16 protein-coding genes are annotated in these 14,919 nt (G+C 65.3%); 2 read left to right on the forward strand and 14 right to left on the reverse strand.

Going from position 1 to position 14,919, the window contains the following annotated elements; all coding sequences use genetic code 11:
• Positions 1-10: 10 nt before the first annotated feature.
• From GDR53_RS06980 to GDR53_RS07005, 6 genes are read right to left on the reverse strand one after another with little or no spacing between them, the layout of a single operon-like run.
• Positions 11-859 carry an NAD(P)-dependent oxidoreductase gene (locus GDR53_RS06980; protein ID WP_193337343.1) on the reverse strand — a complete coding sequence of 283 codons (849 nt, stop codon included), beginning with the start codon at positions 857-859 and terminating at the stop codon, positions 11-13.
• A 16-nt stretch (positions 860-875) separates the two neighbouring features.
• Entirely contained in the window at positions 876-1,724 is an 849-nt protein-coding gene (gene purU / locus GDR53_RS06985; protein WP_193337344.1) for a formyltetrahydrofolate deformylase, read from the reverse strand.
• 13 nt (positions 1,725-1,737) lie between these two features.
• A complete protein-coding gene (locus tag GDR53_RS06990; protein WP_193337345.1) occupies positions 1,738-2,793 on the reverse strand; it encodes a 4-oxalomesaconate tautomerase in 1,056 nt (351 codons plus the stop codon).
• Complete coding sequence (locus GDR53_RS06995) at positions 2,786-3,457, reverse strand: 4-carboxy-4-hydroxy-2-oxoadipate aldolase/oxaloacetate decarboxylase (RefSeq protein WP_193337346.1); 672 nt, start codon at positions 3,455-3,457, stop codon at positions 2,786-2,788. The genes GDR53_RS06990 and GDR53_RS06995 overlap by 8 nt, the downstream gene beginning before the upstream one ends.
• Complete coding sequence (locus GDR53_RS07000) at positions 3,457-4,185, reverse strand: PIG-L deacetylase family protein (protein ID WP_193337347.1); 729 nt, start codon at positions 4,183-4,185, stop codon at positions 3,457-3,459. The genes GDR53_RS06995 and GDR53_RS07000 overlap by 1 nt, the downstream gene beginning before the upstream one ends.
• On the reverse strand, positions 4,182-5,150 hold the full coding sequence (locus GDR53_RS07005; protein ID WP_193337348.1) for a VOC family protein: 969 nt from the start codon (positions 5,148-5,150) through the stop codon (positions 4,182-4,184). Before GDR53_RS07005 ends, GDR53_RS07000 begins: the two co-directional genes overlap by 4 nt.
• Before the next feature lie 228 nt (positions 5,151-5,378).
• Between GDR53_RS07005 and GDR53_RS07010 the strand changes: the two genes are divergently transcribed.
• Both GDR53_RS07010 and GDR53_RS07015 read left to right on the forward strand, forming a co-directional pair.
• A complete protein-coding gene (locus tag GDR53_RS07010; RefSeq protein WP_193337349.1) occupies positions 5,379-6,290 on the forward strand; it encodes a methylenetetrahydrofolate reductase in 912 nt (303 codons plus the stop codon).
• A gap of 111 nt (positions 6,291-6,401) precedes the next feature.
• Positions 6,402-7,526: a 5-methyltetrahydropteroyltriglutamate--homocysteine S-methyltransferase gene (locus GDR53_RS07015; protein ID WP_193337350.1), complete on the forward strand. Its 1,125-nt coding sequence runs from the start codon at positions 6,402-6,404 to the stop codon at positions 7,524-7,526.
• A 4-nt stretch (positions 7,527-7,530) separates the two neighbouring features.
• Here GDR53_RS07015 and GDR53_RS07020 read toward each other — a convergent pair whose 3' ends face one another.
• From GDR53_RS07020 to GDR53_RS07055, 8 genes are all read right to left on the reverse strand, one after another.
• Positions 7,531-8,247 carry an ABC transporter ATP-binding protein gene (locus GDR53_RS07020; RefSeq protein WP_193337351.1) on the reverse strand — a complete coding sequence of 239 codons (717 nt, stop codon included), beginning with the start codon at positions 8,245-8,247 and terminating at the stop codon, positions 7,531-7,533.
• Positions 8,240-8,998 carry an ABC transporter ATP-binding protein gene (locus tag GDR53_RS07025; RefSeq protein ID WP_193337352.1) on the reverse strand — a complete coding sequence of 253 codons (759 nt, stop codon included), beginning with the start codon at positions 8,996-8,998 and terminating at the stop codon, positions 8,240-8,242. Before GDR53_RS07025 ends, GDR53_RS07020 begins: the two co-directional genes overlap by 8 nt.
• Entirely contained in the window at positions 8,998-9,990 is a 993-nt protein-coding gene (locus tag GDR53_RS07030; protein WP_193337353.1) for a branched-chain amino acid ABC transporter permease, read from the reverse strand. The genes GDR53_RS07025 and GDR53_RS07030 overlap by 1 nt, the downstream gene beginning before the upstream one ends.
• A 9-nt stretch (positions 9,991-9,999) precedes the next feature.
• Positions 10,000-10,863, reverse strand: coding sequence for a branched-chain amino acid ABC transporter permease (locus GDR53_RS07035; RefSeq protein WP_193337354.1), 864 nt, complete (start codon positions 10,861-10,863; stop codon positions 10,000-10,002).
• Positions 10,864-10,964: 101 nt separating this feature from the next.
• The gene (locus GDR53_RS07040) at positions 10,965-12,143 is read right to left on the reverse strand and encodes an ABC transporter substrate-binding protein (RefSeq protein WP_193337355.1); all 1,179 of its coding nucleotides are present in this window, start codon (positions 12,141-12,143) and stop codon (positions 10,965-10,967) included.
• Positions 12,144-12,307: 164 nt separating this feature from the next.
• Positions 12,308-13,510, reverse strand: coding sequence for a 3-oxoadipyl-CoA thiolase (gene pcaF / locus GDR53_RS07045; protein WP_193337356.1), 1,203 nt, complete (start codon positions 13,508-13,510; stop codon positions 12,308-12,310).
• Position 13,511: 1 nt separating this feature from the next.
• A complete protein-coding gene (locus tag GDR53_RS07050; protein ID WP_193337357.1) occupies positions 13,512-14,183 on the reverse strand; it encodes a 3-oxoacid CoA-transferase subunit B in 672 nt (223 codons plus the stop codon).
• Positions 14,183-14,902, reverse strand: a complete 720-nt coding sequence (locus GDR53_RS07055) for a 3-oxoacid CoA-transferase subunit A (RefSeq protein WP_193337358.1) — start codon at positions 14,900-14,902, stop codon at positions 14,183-14,185. Before GDR53_RS07055 ends, GDR53_RS07050 begins: the two co-directional genes overlap by 1 nt.
• Positions 14,903-14,919: the final 17 nt, after the last annotated feature.

The following is a 14,919-nucleotide window of genomic DNA, read 5'->3' on the forward strand; positions in this document are numbered from 1 at the left end:
GCAGCAGCGCCTAGTGGCGCCTGCCCCGCCGCGCCAGCACGGCCTGCACCGTCTCGGCCAGCGTCGCCCCGGCTGTCGGCCCGACATCGCCCATCGCGTCCTGTACCGCCGCGATCTCCCGCGCCAGATCGCCGTGCAGGCCCAGGGCGTGGAGCGTGGCGCCGCTTTCGCGCATTTCGGCGGCGCGGCGATGGCCATGGCGGGTGGTGCGTTCGAGCTGGTAACCAGCGAAGCGATCCCAGTCGAGGCCGGGAAAGGAGACTGACAGCGAGGCGTAGATTTCCTCGAAACAGTCCGAGGCCTCGGCCGCCAGCAGCGTCTCGACAGTGATGGCCTCAAGCCCTTTGACAAACAGCGAGCGCACCATCTTGATCGCCGTGGCCGCGCCCGGTGCGGACCCGACAACGCGCGCATCAAAGCCCAGGGCCAGCAAGGCCGGCAGCAGGTCATCGGCAGAGGCGCCGGCCAGCAGGACCGGGGTGGCGTGTCCCTTGGGATGCACCGGGGCCATTACCGCCATGTCGAGATAGGTGGCGCCGGTGGCCGTCACCGCCGTAGCCGTCTCGCGCTTGCGCTCGGGCGATACCGAATTGATGTCGATCAGCAACTGGCCCGGACGCAGATGGGCCAGCAGCGACGTTACCGCCACTAGACTCTGGTCGGCGGTGACGGCGCTGAAGATCCAGTCGGCTTCGGCGAGGCCCGCCAGCGCAACGGGGCTGGCGCCGCGCTCCAGCATGGCGGCGCGCATGGCGCCGGTATCGGCATCGAGCAGGCGATCATGGGCCAGAGCCGGGCCGCCCAGCCCGGCGTGAAAGGCCCGCGCCGCCTCGCCATAGCCCAGGAACCCGATGCGCATGAGCCTCCTCCCCGTTCTAGTGCTGGAACACCACCGTCTTGTGCTTGTTGATCAGCACCCGGTCTTCCAGGTGCCAGGCGACGGCGCGGGCCAGCACGCGACGCTCGATATCGCGGCCCTTGCGCACCAGGTCCTCGGGCGTATCGGCATGGCTGACCGATTCCACATCCTGGCAGATGATCGGCCCCTCATCGAGATCGGCGGTGACGTAATGGGCCGTGGCGCCGATCATCTTGACGCCGCGCGCATGGGCCTGGTGATAGGGCTTGGCGCCTTTGAAACCAGGCAGGAAGCTGTGATGGATATTGATGCAGCGACCGGCGAGCCAGCCGGAAAACTCGTCGGACAGGATCTGCATGTAGCGCGCCAGCACCACCAGTTCGGCGCCAGTTTCCGCGATGATGGATTTGACCCATTCCTCCTGCTCGGTCTTGGTCTCCTGGCTGACCGGGCGGTAGTGATAAGGAATGCCTTCCATCAAAGTGAGGTTGAGCGCCTCGCGCGGATGGTTGCTGACAATGCCGACCGCCTCGATATTGAGCTCGCCGATGCGCATGCGGTAGAGCAGGTCGCCCAGGCAATGGTCGAATTTGGAGACCAGGAACAGCACCTTTCGCCGCTGCCCGGCCGGGCGCAGCGAGAAATCGAGGCCGAGGCTGTCGACCTCGGCGGCAAAGCCGGCGCGGAAGTCGGCCTCCGGCGCTTTCATCTTGAAGCCGACCCGCATGAAGAAGATGCCGGTATCGGCGTCGTCGAACTGGTTGGCCTCGTGGATGTCGCCGCCATGGCGGGCGATGCGCGCGGCCACTGCCGCGACGATGCCGCTGCGATTGGGGCAGCGCAGGGTGAGAATATAGTCGGTCACGATCGCCCTCGCCTCATGCAAAAATATGTCCGTCAAAGAGTTTGCGCGCCGTGCGCAGCACCGCCGCATTGGTCACCGTACCATCGCGCAGGGTGACAATGACGCTCATCTCCCCACTGGGATGCTCCACCGAGAGCAGTTGTTCGTCGCCGCCCGGCACGACGGCTAGTTCGGAAGCCGGGCCGGCGGGCAGCAGGCACGCCGTGGCAACGCTGACCGCGCCGAGCACGCCGATAGCGTCGTGGCAGCGATGGGGGATGAAGGTGCGGGTGGACAAGGCGCCGCCGTTGATCGGGGCGGAGACCAGGGTCATTTTGGGCACGGAGGCTTTGCTCACATCGCCCAGATTCATCAGCGGCCCGGCCTTGAGACGAATGGCTTCGAGCTTTGCGCGCAGAGCGTCATTGGCCTCAAGCGCAGCGGGGGTTTCGGTGCCGGTCACGCCCAGATCGGCAGCGCGGAGGATGACGCAGGGCATGCCATTGTCGATCAAGGTCACGTCCACGCCATTGATGATGTCCACCGCGTTTCCCGTCGGCAGCAGGGCGCCGCAGCTCGAGCCGGCGGTATCGGCAAAGGTGATGGGAATGGGCGCGGCGGTGCCGGGCACGCCGTCGATGCGCGCATTACCTTGGTAACTGACACTGCCGCCCGGCGTCTGCACCAGTGCCTCGGCCAGCTGGCCGGTATTTTCCATGAATATGCGGACCAGGGTCTGGCCGGACTCAGCCGCCACCAGGCCGCGCTCGATGGCGAAGGGGCCGATGCCGGCCAGGATATTGCCGCAGTTCTGCGCGTCGGTGACCACTGCCTGATCGACAAAGACCTGCAGGAAGAGATAGTCGACATCGGCGCCGGGGCGGGTAGATTTTCTGACCACCGCGACCTTGGAGGTCAGCGGATTGGCGCCGCCCATGCCGTCGATCTGGCGCGGATCGGGCGAGCCCATGGCGGCCAGCAGGAAGGCGTCGCGCGCTGCCGTGTCAGCCGGCAGATCATCGGCCAGAAAATAGCCGCCCTTGGAGGTGCCGCCGCGCATCCACATGCAGGGCACGCCGGGCTCAGACATATCTGAGCCCCTTGGCGGCCAGTTTTTCGTGCATGCCATAGATGTCGAGGCCAAGCTCCCCCGCGGCGAGGCGTTTGCGCTTGTCTTCCTCCAGCGCCATGCGGGCCTCGGCCTTGGCGGCCACGGCCTCGGCCTCCTCGCGGCGCACGACGCAGACGCCGTCGTCATCGGCCACGATGACATCGCCCGGATTGACCAAAGCGCCGGCGCAGACAATCGAGACATTGACCGAGCCCAGGGTCTCCTTGACCGTGCCCTGGGCGTATATGGCGCGGGACCAGACAGGGAACTGCATGGCGGTGAGGTCGGCCACGTCGCGCACCCCGGCATCGATGATCAGGCCCCGGCAGCCGCGCGCCCGGGCCGAGGTGGCGAGCAGGTCGCCGAAATAGCCGTCCTCGCAGGGGCTGGTGGGCGCCAGCACCAGGATGTCGCCTGGCTGCAGCTGCTCGATGGCGACGTGGATCATCCAGTTGTCGCCGGGCGGGGCAGAAATGGTGACGGCGCTGGCGGCGATCCGCGCCCCGGCATAGATGGGCCGCATATGACTGGCCAGGAGGCCCCGGCGTCCCTGGGCTTCATGCACGGTGGCGACGCCGCAGACGGCGAGGCGGTCGATGACGGTCTGTTCGGCCCGGGCAATGTTCTGCACCACGACGCTCATCACAGTTCATCCACGGTGCGCGGATAGACCGACTGGAAGCCCTCGGCATATCGGGCCGGGCGCCCCCCGGCCTGGCCGCCGGAATTGCGGGTGAAGTGGTTGGCGCGGTTCTCGGCGACGTTCTTGTAATAGTGCCAGAGGTGTTCCTGGCCTTCCATTGCCTGGATGGCGGCCCACTTTTTCTCCCAGACATCGGTGATGTCCAAAAACACGTCGGGCTGCCAGTCCATCTGCTCGGTCTGGTGCGGCTCGAACAGATAGACCTGCGGCGCGCCGAGGATCTTTTCACCCGGCTTGTGACCCCAGGCCTGGGCCATGGCGCGGCATTCCAGGGTCCACTGCGACACATACATATGGTCGGTATTGTAGGGGTCGTATTTGGAATGGGTCATGATGAAGCCCGGCTGCACCGACCGCATCACGTCGACCAGCCGGTCCTTGGCCTGCCGCGTCATCTCGAGCGGATAGTCGCCCAGGTCGAAGAACTGGATGTCGTGCACGTCCAGCGCCTTGGCGGCATTCTCGGCCTCGCGGCGGCGCTCGGTCTTGACCTTGTCGAGCGTCATGCCCGGCAGCTTCCAGAGCTTGGCGCTTTCGCCGCGCTCGCCATAGGAGAGGCACACCACGGTCACCGCATAGCCCTTGGCGGCATGGGCGGCGATGGCGCCGCCGCAGCGCCAGACGAAGTCGGCCGAATGGGCGGAAACGATGAGGGCGGACTTGCTCATGCTTGCGGCTCCTGGCTGACGGGCGGCGTGCCGTGGGTGTGGAAGGTGTCGATGGTTTTCAGCCCCCAGGCCTGACCCTTCTTGCGCTCGGTCTCGGTCCAGGTGATGGTCTCCCAGTCCGGCGCCAGGATCAGCCGCGCCCCGGCATTGGCCAGCTCGACGCGATTGCCGGCCGGCTCCCAGACATACAAAAAGAACGTGCCCTGGATGGCGTGCTTGTGCGGCCCGGTTTCGATATGGACGCCGTTTTCGAGGAAGATATCGGCGGCGCGCAATATGTCCTCGCGCTGGTCGGTGGCATAGGTGACGTGGTGGAAACGGCCGCTGGCGCCGCCATGCTCCTCGGTGCAGGCCAGGTCATAGCTCTTGTTGTTGATGGTGAACCAGCAGCCGCCCAGCCGCCCATTGTCGAGCCGGATCTGCTCGGTGACCCGGGCGCCGAGGCAGGTGACCATGAAGTCGCGGAAGGCGGTGACGTCGGCCGCCAGCAGGTTGAGGTGGTCGAGCCGGCGCGGCGACGCGCCCTGGCCATGGTAACGACTGGCCATGTTCTTGAGCGCGGGGCGGTCATTGTCGTCGGGCACGTAGCGGCGCGTGTCCCAATAGAGCTCGAAGACATGGCCGAAGGGATCGGCAAAGCGGAAGGCGCGGCCATGGCCCATATCCCCCTCGGTCCAGCCGATCACCTCGTAATCGGAGGCCTCGATGACCTTGACGCGGCGGTCGAGCGCCTCGGGCGAGGAGGTGCGATAGGCGATGTGGCCGACGCCGGTCGTGGCGTGCCGGGTCAGCTTGAGGGTGTGGAACTCGTAATCATCCCAGGCGCGCAGATAGGCGGAGTTACCGTCTTGGCCGGAAAGCTTGAGCCCATAGATGCGGGTGAAGAAGTCGAGGCTCTCCTCGAAGCGGTCGGTATAGAGCTCGACATGGCCCAGATGGGCGGTGTCAAAACAGGGTTCGGCCATGCCGGTTCCTCCCTTGCATCCGGCGCTTTGTGCCGCCGCTTGCCGCCCTGTGCCGGACGGTTCTTGCGGCGCTCGCGCTGGTTCTTGTATGCACTATGCGACATCTCCCGGCCGGACGCAATTGAGGTTTGCGGCCAAATTCACCCATTATCGGCGGTTTTGCGACTCGACTTGATTGCACTCGCCACATCAATGTATACATTATGGGTGTGGATGAGGAGGATCACCATGGGTCTGGCCAAACTGGAGACGCGCCCCGAGACGTCGGCGCTGCGTGCCGACGTCTCGCAGAACTGGTCCATCGAGGTGATGCCGCGGACCGCCGCCAAGGTGGACGATTTCCGCGCGCTGCTGCCGGCGGGCACGCGCGTCTATATCGCCCATATTGCCGGCACGCCGATCGACGACATGGTGGCGACGGCGCGGCGGCTGGCTGAAGACGGCTTTGCCGTGATGCCGCATTTTCCCGCGCGCGAGATTGCCGACCGGGCCATGCTGGAAAACTGGATCAGCCGCTATCGCGAGGAGGCCGACGTCACCCAGGCGTTGCTGCTGGGCGGCGGCCATGCCAGCCCGGTGGGCAGTTTCGACAGCGCCATCCAGCTGATGGAAACGGGCCTCTTTGACCGCCATGGCTTTACCCGGCTGCATGTCGCCGGCCATCCCGAGGGCCATGCCGATATCGATGCGCGGGGCAGCACGGCCAATGTCGATGCGGCTTTGCTGACCAAGCAAGATTATGGGTCGCGCACAGATGCGCAGATGGCCATTGTCACCCAGTTTGCCTTTGACGCGCCGGCGGTGATCGCCTGGGCCGAGCGCATTGCCGATCTTGGCGTGACGCTGCCCGTGCATGTCGGCATTGCCGGCCCGGCCAAGCTGCAGACGCTGATCCAGTTTGCGCTGTCCTGCGGCGTCGGCGCCTCGATCGGCGTGCTGCACAAAAGGGCCCGCGACTTCACCAAGCTGCTGGTGCCCTATGAGCCCGGCGACATGATTGCCGACCTGGCCGAATATAAGGCACGCCAGCCGGAAAGCCTGATCGCCCAGCTGCATGTGTTTCCGCTGGGCGGCATCACCAAGGCGGCCGAGTGGATGAAGGCGCATGCATCAGAACCGGAACAGGCCGCGATAGGCTGAGGCGCCCGTATACATTTGCCGGAACAGCGCCGCACCACGGGCACAAACCTTGCCCGAATCCGGCAAGCCTGTGTACACCAAGGGCCAAAACCTGCCTGAGGAGAGAGTGCCATGACCCCTGCCCGCCCGCCCTTCCGCGCCGACCATGTCGGCTCCCTGCTGCGCAATGGTGCCGTCAAGCAGGCCCGCCACAGCCATTTCGACGAGCATAAATTGTCGCGCGAAGAACTGGCCGAAGTCGAGGATGCGGCCATCGTCGAGGCCATCGCCTTGCAGGAAGATGTCGGCCTGCCGGTGGTGACCGATGGCGAGATCCGCCGCTCGTTCTGGCACTATGATTTCATGCAGGAGCTCGATGGCTTCAAGTTCGTCGAGCGCGACGTGGCCACCGGGCACAATTTCAAGGGCGCCAATACGCGGCCGATCTTTCCCACCATTACCGACAAGGTGGATTTCCCGGCCGACCACCCGATGCTGGAGCATTTCAAGTTCGTCGCCGCGCACACCAAGGTGACGCCCAAGATTTCCATTCCCGGCCCGAGCTGCTGCCATTTCCGCGTTGCCAAGGACGATATCGGCTATCAACCCTATCGCGACGATCTCGAGCTGCTGTTTGCCGACCTGGCCCAGGCCTATAAAAAGGCCGTTGCGGGTTTCTACGCCGTCGGCTGCCGCTATTTGCAGATGGACGACATCTTCTTTGCCTATCTCTGCGATCCCAAGATCCGCGCCGAAAAGCAGGCCCAGGGCCTCGATCCGGACTGGCTGATAGCGCAATATGCCAAGATGATGCATGACGCGATCGTCGACCGCCCAGCTGACATGCTGATCGGCATGCATATGTGTCGCGGCAATTTCAAATCCACCTGGATTGCCGAAGGCGCCTATGATCCGGCGGCCGATGCGGTGTTCAACCAGACCGGCGTCGATATCTTCTTCATGGAATATGACACCGAGCGCGCCGGCGGGCTGGAGCCGCTGCGCCTCCTGGCCAAGGGCAAGCAGCGCGTCATGCCTGGCTTCATCACCACCAAGACGGGTGAGCTGGAAAGCCTCGACAGCCTCCGCCGCCAGTTCGACGAAGCGGCCAAATATGCCGATCTCGACCAGATGGGCATTGCGCCGCAATGCGGCTTTTCCTCCACCGAGGAGGGCAATGCCATCACCGAGGACGACCAGAAGCGCAAGCTCGCGCTGGTGGTCGAGACGGCCGAGGCAATCTGGGGCTCGGTTTAGGCCCCTAATCCGCGCCCAGCGTCAGCCCCAGATACCGCTCCAGCGTCGCCGCGTCGCTCAGCAATTCGGCTGAGGGGGCGCGGTGGGCGATCATGCCGCGTTCGATGATGATGGCGTCCTGGGTCAGGCCCAGGGCGACTTCGGCATGCTGTTCGACCAGAACCAAAGCCATGCCCTCGTCGGCGCGCATCTGCCGTACGGCCGCAGTCAGTTCCTGGACGATGATGGGCGCCAGGCCCTCGAAGGGCTCGTCGAGCAGCAGCACGGATGGATTGGTCATCAGCGTGCGGGCAATGGCCAGCATCTGCTGCTCGCCGCCCGAGAGCTGGCTGCCCATATTGGCCTTGCGCTCGGCGAGGCGGGGAAACAGCGCATAGATCGAGGCCAGGTCCCAGCGCCCGGGCCGGGCGATGACGGTGAGGTTTTCTTCGACCGAGAGCGAGGGGAAGACATGGCGCTCCTGGGCCACCCAGCCCAGGCCGAGCCTTGCGCGCAGATGCGGCGCAAGCTTTGAGATATCGCGACCCTGCCAGTGGATGCTGCCGCGGGCCAGGGTGACAAAGCCCATGGCGGTGAGCAGCAGCGTGGTCTTGCCCACACCATTGCGGCCGAGCACGGCCAGGCTCCCCTGCGCCGGCAGGGCAAAGGAGACGCCATCGAGCACCACGGCCTCGCCATAGCCGGAGCGGACGTCGCGAAATTCCAGCAGCGGCTCAACCATGGCCATGCCCCAGATAGACTTCGCGCACGCGCGGATCGCTGCGCACGGTATGCGGATCGGCTTCGAGCAGCACGGCGCCGCCGACCAGCACGATGATGCGGGTGGCAAACTTGAAGACGATGTCCATGTCGTGCTCGATGAAGAGGACGGAAATATCGGCGGGCAGCGCCGCGATGACAGCAAAGAGCGTCGCGCTTTCGTCCTTGGGCACGCCGGCGGCCGGCTCGTCGAGCAGCAGCACCTTTGGCCGCGTCGCCAGCGCCAAAGCGATTTCAAGCAGGCGCTGCTGGCCATAGGGCAGCGTGCGCGTGGTGCGGGTGGCGACATCGCCGAGACCGAGCTGTTCGAGGATGGCCACAGCCTCGTCAAGGACATCCCCCTGGGCCGATAGGGGTTTCCAGAACTGGCTGGCGCGACGCTCGCGCTCCAGCACGGCCAGGGTCACCGCCTCGATGGGGGCCAGGTCTGGGAAGAGCGTATTGATCTGGAAGGTGCGGCTCAGCCCGCGGCGCACGCGCCGAGCCGGCGCCAGGCCGGTAATGTCCTCGCCCTCGAGTTCGATCCGCCCGGCATCGGGGCGCAGCTGGCCGGTCAGCAGGTTGATCAGCGTGGTCTTGCCAGCGCCATTGGGACCGATCAGGGCGTAGCGGGCGCCGCGCGGCAAAGCGATGGAAACGGCGCGCGTCACCTCGAGCTTGCCGAAGCTCATGCTCAGCGCCTCGGCGCGCAGGACGATGTCGGCATCCGCCATCACTTGGCCCTGTCCACAATGCGGGCGAGAAAGCCCAGAATTCCCTTGGGCATGAACAGCACCACCGCCATCAGCAAGAGGCCAATGCCGAAATACCAGTATTGCGGGTTGATGCCGGCCAGCTGGTCGCGGGCGACGAGAAAGATCAGCGTGCCCAGGATGGCGCCATAGAGCCTGCCGGTGCCGCCCAGGATCAGCATGACCACGACATCGGCCGAGCGCTCGAAGCTCAGGGAATCGAGCGCCACCGTATTGGTGGTCTGGGCCAGCAGCCCCCCGGCCAGGCCCGCCATGGCGGCGGAAATGGCGTAGATCAGCCGCAGATGGGCCTTGTGATCGGCGCCGATGGCGGGCATGCGCCTGACGTTTTCGCGGATGCCGCGCAAGGCCAGGCCAAAGCTTGAATTGACCAGCAGCCGGCTGAACAGGAAGCAGACGAACAGCACGACCAGGGCATAGGCATAGCTGGTATAGCCCCACATATCGAAGCGGAACTGGCCGAAAACCGGCCAGGTGCGGATGCCGCGCAGCCCGTCGGTGCCCCCCGTCAGCCAGTGCACCGCATTGGCCAGTTCATAGGTCAGAAAACCCAGACCCAGCGTCACCATGATCAGCGCCAGGTGCTGTACGCGGGTGATGAGGAAGCTGGCGACAAAGCCGACCGCCCCGGCAAAGACGCCCGCCGCCAGCAGGCCGGTCAGCGGCTCGCCCCAGCCGCGCACGCTGATAATCCCGGCGCAATAGGCGCCGAGGCCGAAGAACATGGCGTGGCCCAGGGTGACGATGCCGGCATAGCCCAGGATCAGGTCGACCGAGAGGGCAAAGAGCGCAGCAATGGCGATCTGGTTTGCCAGCGGCAGATAGGAGGGAAAGAGGATGAAGGGCAGCAGCGTGGCCAGCCAGAAGAGAACTTCAAAGGGCGACCAGCGGCTGCGACGGGCGAGCCAGTCGCGCGGCGCGATCTTGGCGGTGGTGGAGACATCTGTGGTCATCGGGGTCTCCTAGCGCTTGCCGAACAGGCCAAGCGGCCGCACCAGCAGGATGGAAACCAGCAGCAGATAGATGAGGAAGCTGCCGATTTCGGGCCAGAAATACTTGCCCGCCACGTCGCCAATGCCGAGCAAAGCGGCGCCGACAAAGGAGCCGGTGATCGAGCCCAGGCCACCCACCGAGACCACGATCAGCACATAGACCAGCATCTGGAAGCCGAAGGAGGGCGAGAGGCCGACGATTTCGACGGCAAGCGCGCCGCCCAGCCCGGCCAGGCCACTGCCCAGCGCGAAAGTGACGGCAAAGACGCGCTCGACATCAAGCCCAAGGCCCTGAGCCATACGCTGATTGTCGACCGCAGCGCGGATCTGCGCGCCCAGCCGCGTGCGTTCGAGACCAAAGACCAGGAGCGCGGTGACCAGCAGGGCAACCAGGATGATGAAGGCGCGATAGATGCCGAAGCGGATGCCCCAGAGCTCGACCGAGCCGCGCAGCCAATCTGGCAGGATGATGACCTGCTGCACGGTGCCGAAGGTGAAGGTGGCCACGGCGGCGGCAACGAAAACGAGACCGATGGTGAACAGCACCTGGTTGAGTTCGCCCGCCTTGTAGAGCCGGCGGAACAGGCTGCGCTCGATCACGACGCTCGCCAAGGCCATGGCGATGAAGGCCAAAGGCAAAGCGGCGAGGAAAGGCAGGCCGAGCTGGCGCATGGCGGTGACGGCGACATAGCCGCCGAACATGCCGAAGGCGCCATGGGCCAGGTTGATGAAGTTCATCATGCCCAGCGTTACCGACAGGCCCACCGAGAGCAGAAACAGCAGCATGCCAAAGGCAAAGCCGTCAAACAGCACGATGGTGATCTGGCTGATCATGGTCTGCCTTCTTGGAAGTCACACGTCATCTGCTGGCCTTTTCGGAGCGCCGGGTCGCCTCCCGCCCCGTGCGGGGCGAGAGGCAGATCATCTGCCCGTTGCTACTTGGCGACGCCGTGCAGCGGATCCTTGACGGCGGGGATCTCCTCCAGGATCACGTTCTGCAGCTCGCCATCCACTTCCTGGACTTCGCGGATATAGACGGTCTGCACCACGTCCCGGGTTTCCGGATCGATCGACATCGGGCCGCGCGGGCTGTCCCAAGCCATGCCCTTGGCCGCTTCGACCAGGGCGTCGCCGCTGGTATCGCCATTGGTGGCCTTGAGCGCCTCAAAGATCAGGTGCATGCCGTCATAGCCGCCGATGGAGAAGAGGTCCGGCTTGCGGCCATTATTGGCGGATGTATAGCCCTCGACATAGGCTGCGTTCAGCGGGTCGTCGCGCTCGAGCGTATAGTGGAAGGTGGTGATGATGCCACGGGCGGTTTCGCCCATGCTTTCCATGGCTTCGGGATGGGTCAGCTCACCCTGAGCCAGCACCTTGAAATCGGGCGGGGCAATGCCGCGATCGGCGAGCGCCTTGCCGATGGCCGCCGGCTGGGCGCCACCGGGGACGAAAATGTATACAGCTTCGGGCGAAGCATCGGCGACGCGCTGGACGAAGGCGGAAAAGTCCGGATTGGCGACCGGGGTGCGGTCCGCGCCGACAATGGTGCCGCCGGCTTCGGTAAAGCCCTTGGCAAAGGAGGCTTCGGCGTCGATGCCGGGGCCGTAATCGGCCACCAGGGTATAGACCTCGCGGATGCCCTGCTCATAGGCCCAGCCGCCGAAGGAATAGTTGAGCTGGGGAATGGTCACGCCGGTGCGCACGATATAGGGCGACTGTTCGGTGACGATGGAGGTGGCGGCGTTCATCACCACCATCAGCTTTTGCGCTTCGGTGGCGATTTCGGCGGCGCCGAGCGCTTCTGGCGTCAGGGCAAAGCCGGCCAGGATATCGACATTGTCGCGCACCACCAGTTCCTGCGCCAGGCGGCGGGCGACGTCGGGGGCCGGGCCGCCGGTGTCGCGCTTGATGATCTCGATGGTGCGGCCGGCCACTTCATTGCCGTGCTCGGCCAGGTAAAGGTCGATGCCGGCCTGGAGCTGGTTGGCGGCGTCGGCGAACGGGCCCGAATAGGGCAGGATGACGCCGATCTTGAGCGTTTCCTGGGCCATGGCGCCGGCCGAAAAGGCCAGCCCCAGGGCAAGCACGGCGGCCCCTGCTGTTGTCTTCAACATGAAATCCTCCCTAGTGTTTTGGCGAGAGGGCAGCCGGGTCAGTTGGGACCTCTGTTCTGCCTCGCCGGGTTGAGTGTATACATCGCCTCCAGTTTCGCCAAGTATCGGCGGGGTGGTAAAAAGTTCAACTCTCGCGGACCGAAGCGGATCGACCGCCGGTCCCGTCAGACGCGTTCGAGGGCCACGGCAATGCCCTGGCCGACACCGATGCACATGGTGGCCAAAGCCAGCCTGCCGCCACCCAGTGACAGCTCCAGCGCCGCGGTGCCGGCAATGCGGGCGCCGCTCATGCCCAAGGGATGGCCCAGAGCGATGGCGCCGCCATTGCGGTTGACCGCTGCAGCATCCTCGGCGAGGCCGAGTTCGCGCAGCACGGCAATGCCCTGGCTGGCAAAGGCTTCGTTGAGCTCGATGACGTCGAACTGCTCCGGCGTCAGGCCGAGCCGGGCACAGAGCTTCTGCGTGGCCGGGGCCGGGCCCATGCCCATGATGCGCGGCGGCACGCCCGCCGTAGCGCCGCCCAGAATGCGGGCGATCGGGGTGAGGCCATATTTGCGGGCTGCCGCTTCGCTGGCGATGATCAAGGCCGCGGCGCCGTCATTGACGCCCGAGGCATTGCCGGCGGTCACAGAGCCCTCGGCAAAAAGCGGGCGCAGCTTGGCCAGCGTTTCGAGCGTCGTGCCGGCGCGGGGGTGTTCGTCCGTATCGACGATGACGGGGTCGCCCTTTTTCTGGGGAATGGCGACCGAGGTGATTTCCCGGCCCAACCGGCCATTCTGCTGCGCCGCCACCGCCCGGTCCTGGCTGCGGACGGCGAATTCATCCTGCGCCTCGCGACTGACGCCGTACTCGCGGGCGACGTTCTCGCCGGTCTGGGGCATGGAATCCACGCCATAGAGCTTTTCCATGCGCGGATTGATGAAGCGCCAGCCAATGGTGGTGTCGTAAATCTCGGCCTGGCGCGAAAAGGCCGTCTCGGCCTTGGGCATGACGAAGGGGGCGCGGCTCATCGATTCGGTGCCGCCGGCAATCAGCAGCTCGGCCTCGCCGGATTTGATGGCCCGCGCCGCTGACATCACCGCGTCCATGCCCGAGCCGCAGAGCCGGTTGATGGTGGTGCCGGTCACGCCCACGGGCAGGCCGGCCAACAGCAGGCTCATGCGGGCGACATTGCGGTTGTCCTCGCCGGCCTGGTTGGCGCAGCCGAAGATGACGTCATCCACCGCGTCCCAATCGACCCGCCCGTTACGGGCAACCAGCGCCATCAGCGGCACAGCGCCGAGATCGTCGGGCCGCATCGAGGACAGGGCGCCGCCGAAGCGGCCGATGGGGGTGCGGATATAGTCGCAGATAAAGGCTTCGGTCATCTCACAGCTCCGGAGCGACAAGGTCGCCAATCTGGTCGGGCAACACCAGTTCGGCCCCGGTCAGTACCTGCAGGTCCGCAACGCTCATGCCGGGCAGCTTTTCGCGCAGCACGAAGCGGCCGCCCTCAATATCGATGACCGCCAGGCTGGTATAGACGCGGGTGACGCAGCCGACGCCGGTCAGCGGCAGGCTACAGCGCTTGACCAGCTTGGGCTTGCCGTCCTTGGTGACGTGATCGGTGATGACGGCGACGCGTTTGGCGCCATGCACCAGGTCCATGGCCCCGCCCACCGCCGGCACGCCCTTGGGCCCGGTCGACCAATTGGCCAGGTCGCCATTCTCGGCCACCTCATAGGCGCCCAGGATCGCCACATCGAGATGGCCGCCGCGCACCATGGCAAAGCTGTCGGCATGGTGGAAGAAGGCCGCGCCCGGCTTGAGCGTCACCGCCTTCTTGCCGGCATTGATCAGGTCCCAGTCCTCCTCGCCCTCGGGCGGCGCTTCGCCGAAATTGAGGATGCCGTTTTCGGTGTGGAAAATGGCTTCGCGGCCGGGCGGCTGGAAGCGCGCCACCATTTCGGGGAAACCGATGCCCAGATTGACATAGGCGTCGTGCTCGATGTCCTGGGCGGCGCGCCAGGCGATCTGGGCGTTGGAAAGCTTGTCGGTCATCAATAGGCCACTCCATCGCGCATCAGGGCTTCTTCCTGTTTGGCATCGGCTACTTCGACGACGCGGGTGACGAAGAGGCCGGGGGTGATGACCTGTTCGGGGTCGATGTCGCCGGGCTCGACCACCTGATGCGCCTGGACAATGGTCATTGTGGCGGCGGCGGCCATCAGGGGAGAGAAATTGCGCGCCGCCTTGCGGAAGGTCAGGTTCCCCTGGCGGTCGGCCAGCTCGGCCTTGAGCAAAGCCACGTCGGCCTTGAGCCAGCGCTCCTGCACATAGCTTCGACCGTCGAACTCGGCCACCGGCTTGCCCTTGGCCAGATCGGTGCCAAAGCTGGTGGGGGTATAAAAGGCCGGAATGCCGGCGCCGCCAGCGCGGATGCGTTCGGCCAGCGTGCCCTGCGGCACCAGTTCGAGATCTATCTGGCCGGCCAGGTATTTCTCGGTAAAGGCGCGCGGATCGGCCGAGCGCGGAAACGAACAGACCATCTTGGCCACCATGCCTGCATCGATCATGGCGGCAATGCCGATGCGGCCATTGCCGGCATTGTTGTTGATCAATGTGAGGTTCTTCGGGCTGCCGGTCGCCTTGAATATATCGATGAGCGCATGGATCAGCTCGATGGGGGCGCCCGAGCCGCCAAAGCCGCCGATCATCAGCACCATGCCATTCTTGATCCCCGCCAGAGCGGTGGGCAGATCGGCCACTGTCTTGTCCATGCAAAGTCCTCGTTGCT

Source organism: Devosia beringensis, from assembly GCF_014926585.1.
GTDB lineage: Bacteria > Pseudomonadota > Alphaproteobacteria > Rhizobiales > Devosiaceae > Devosia > Devosia beringensis.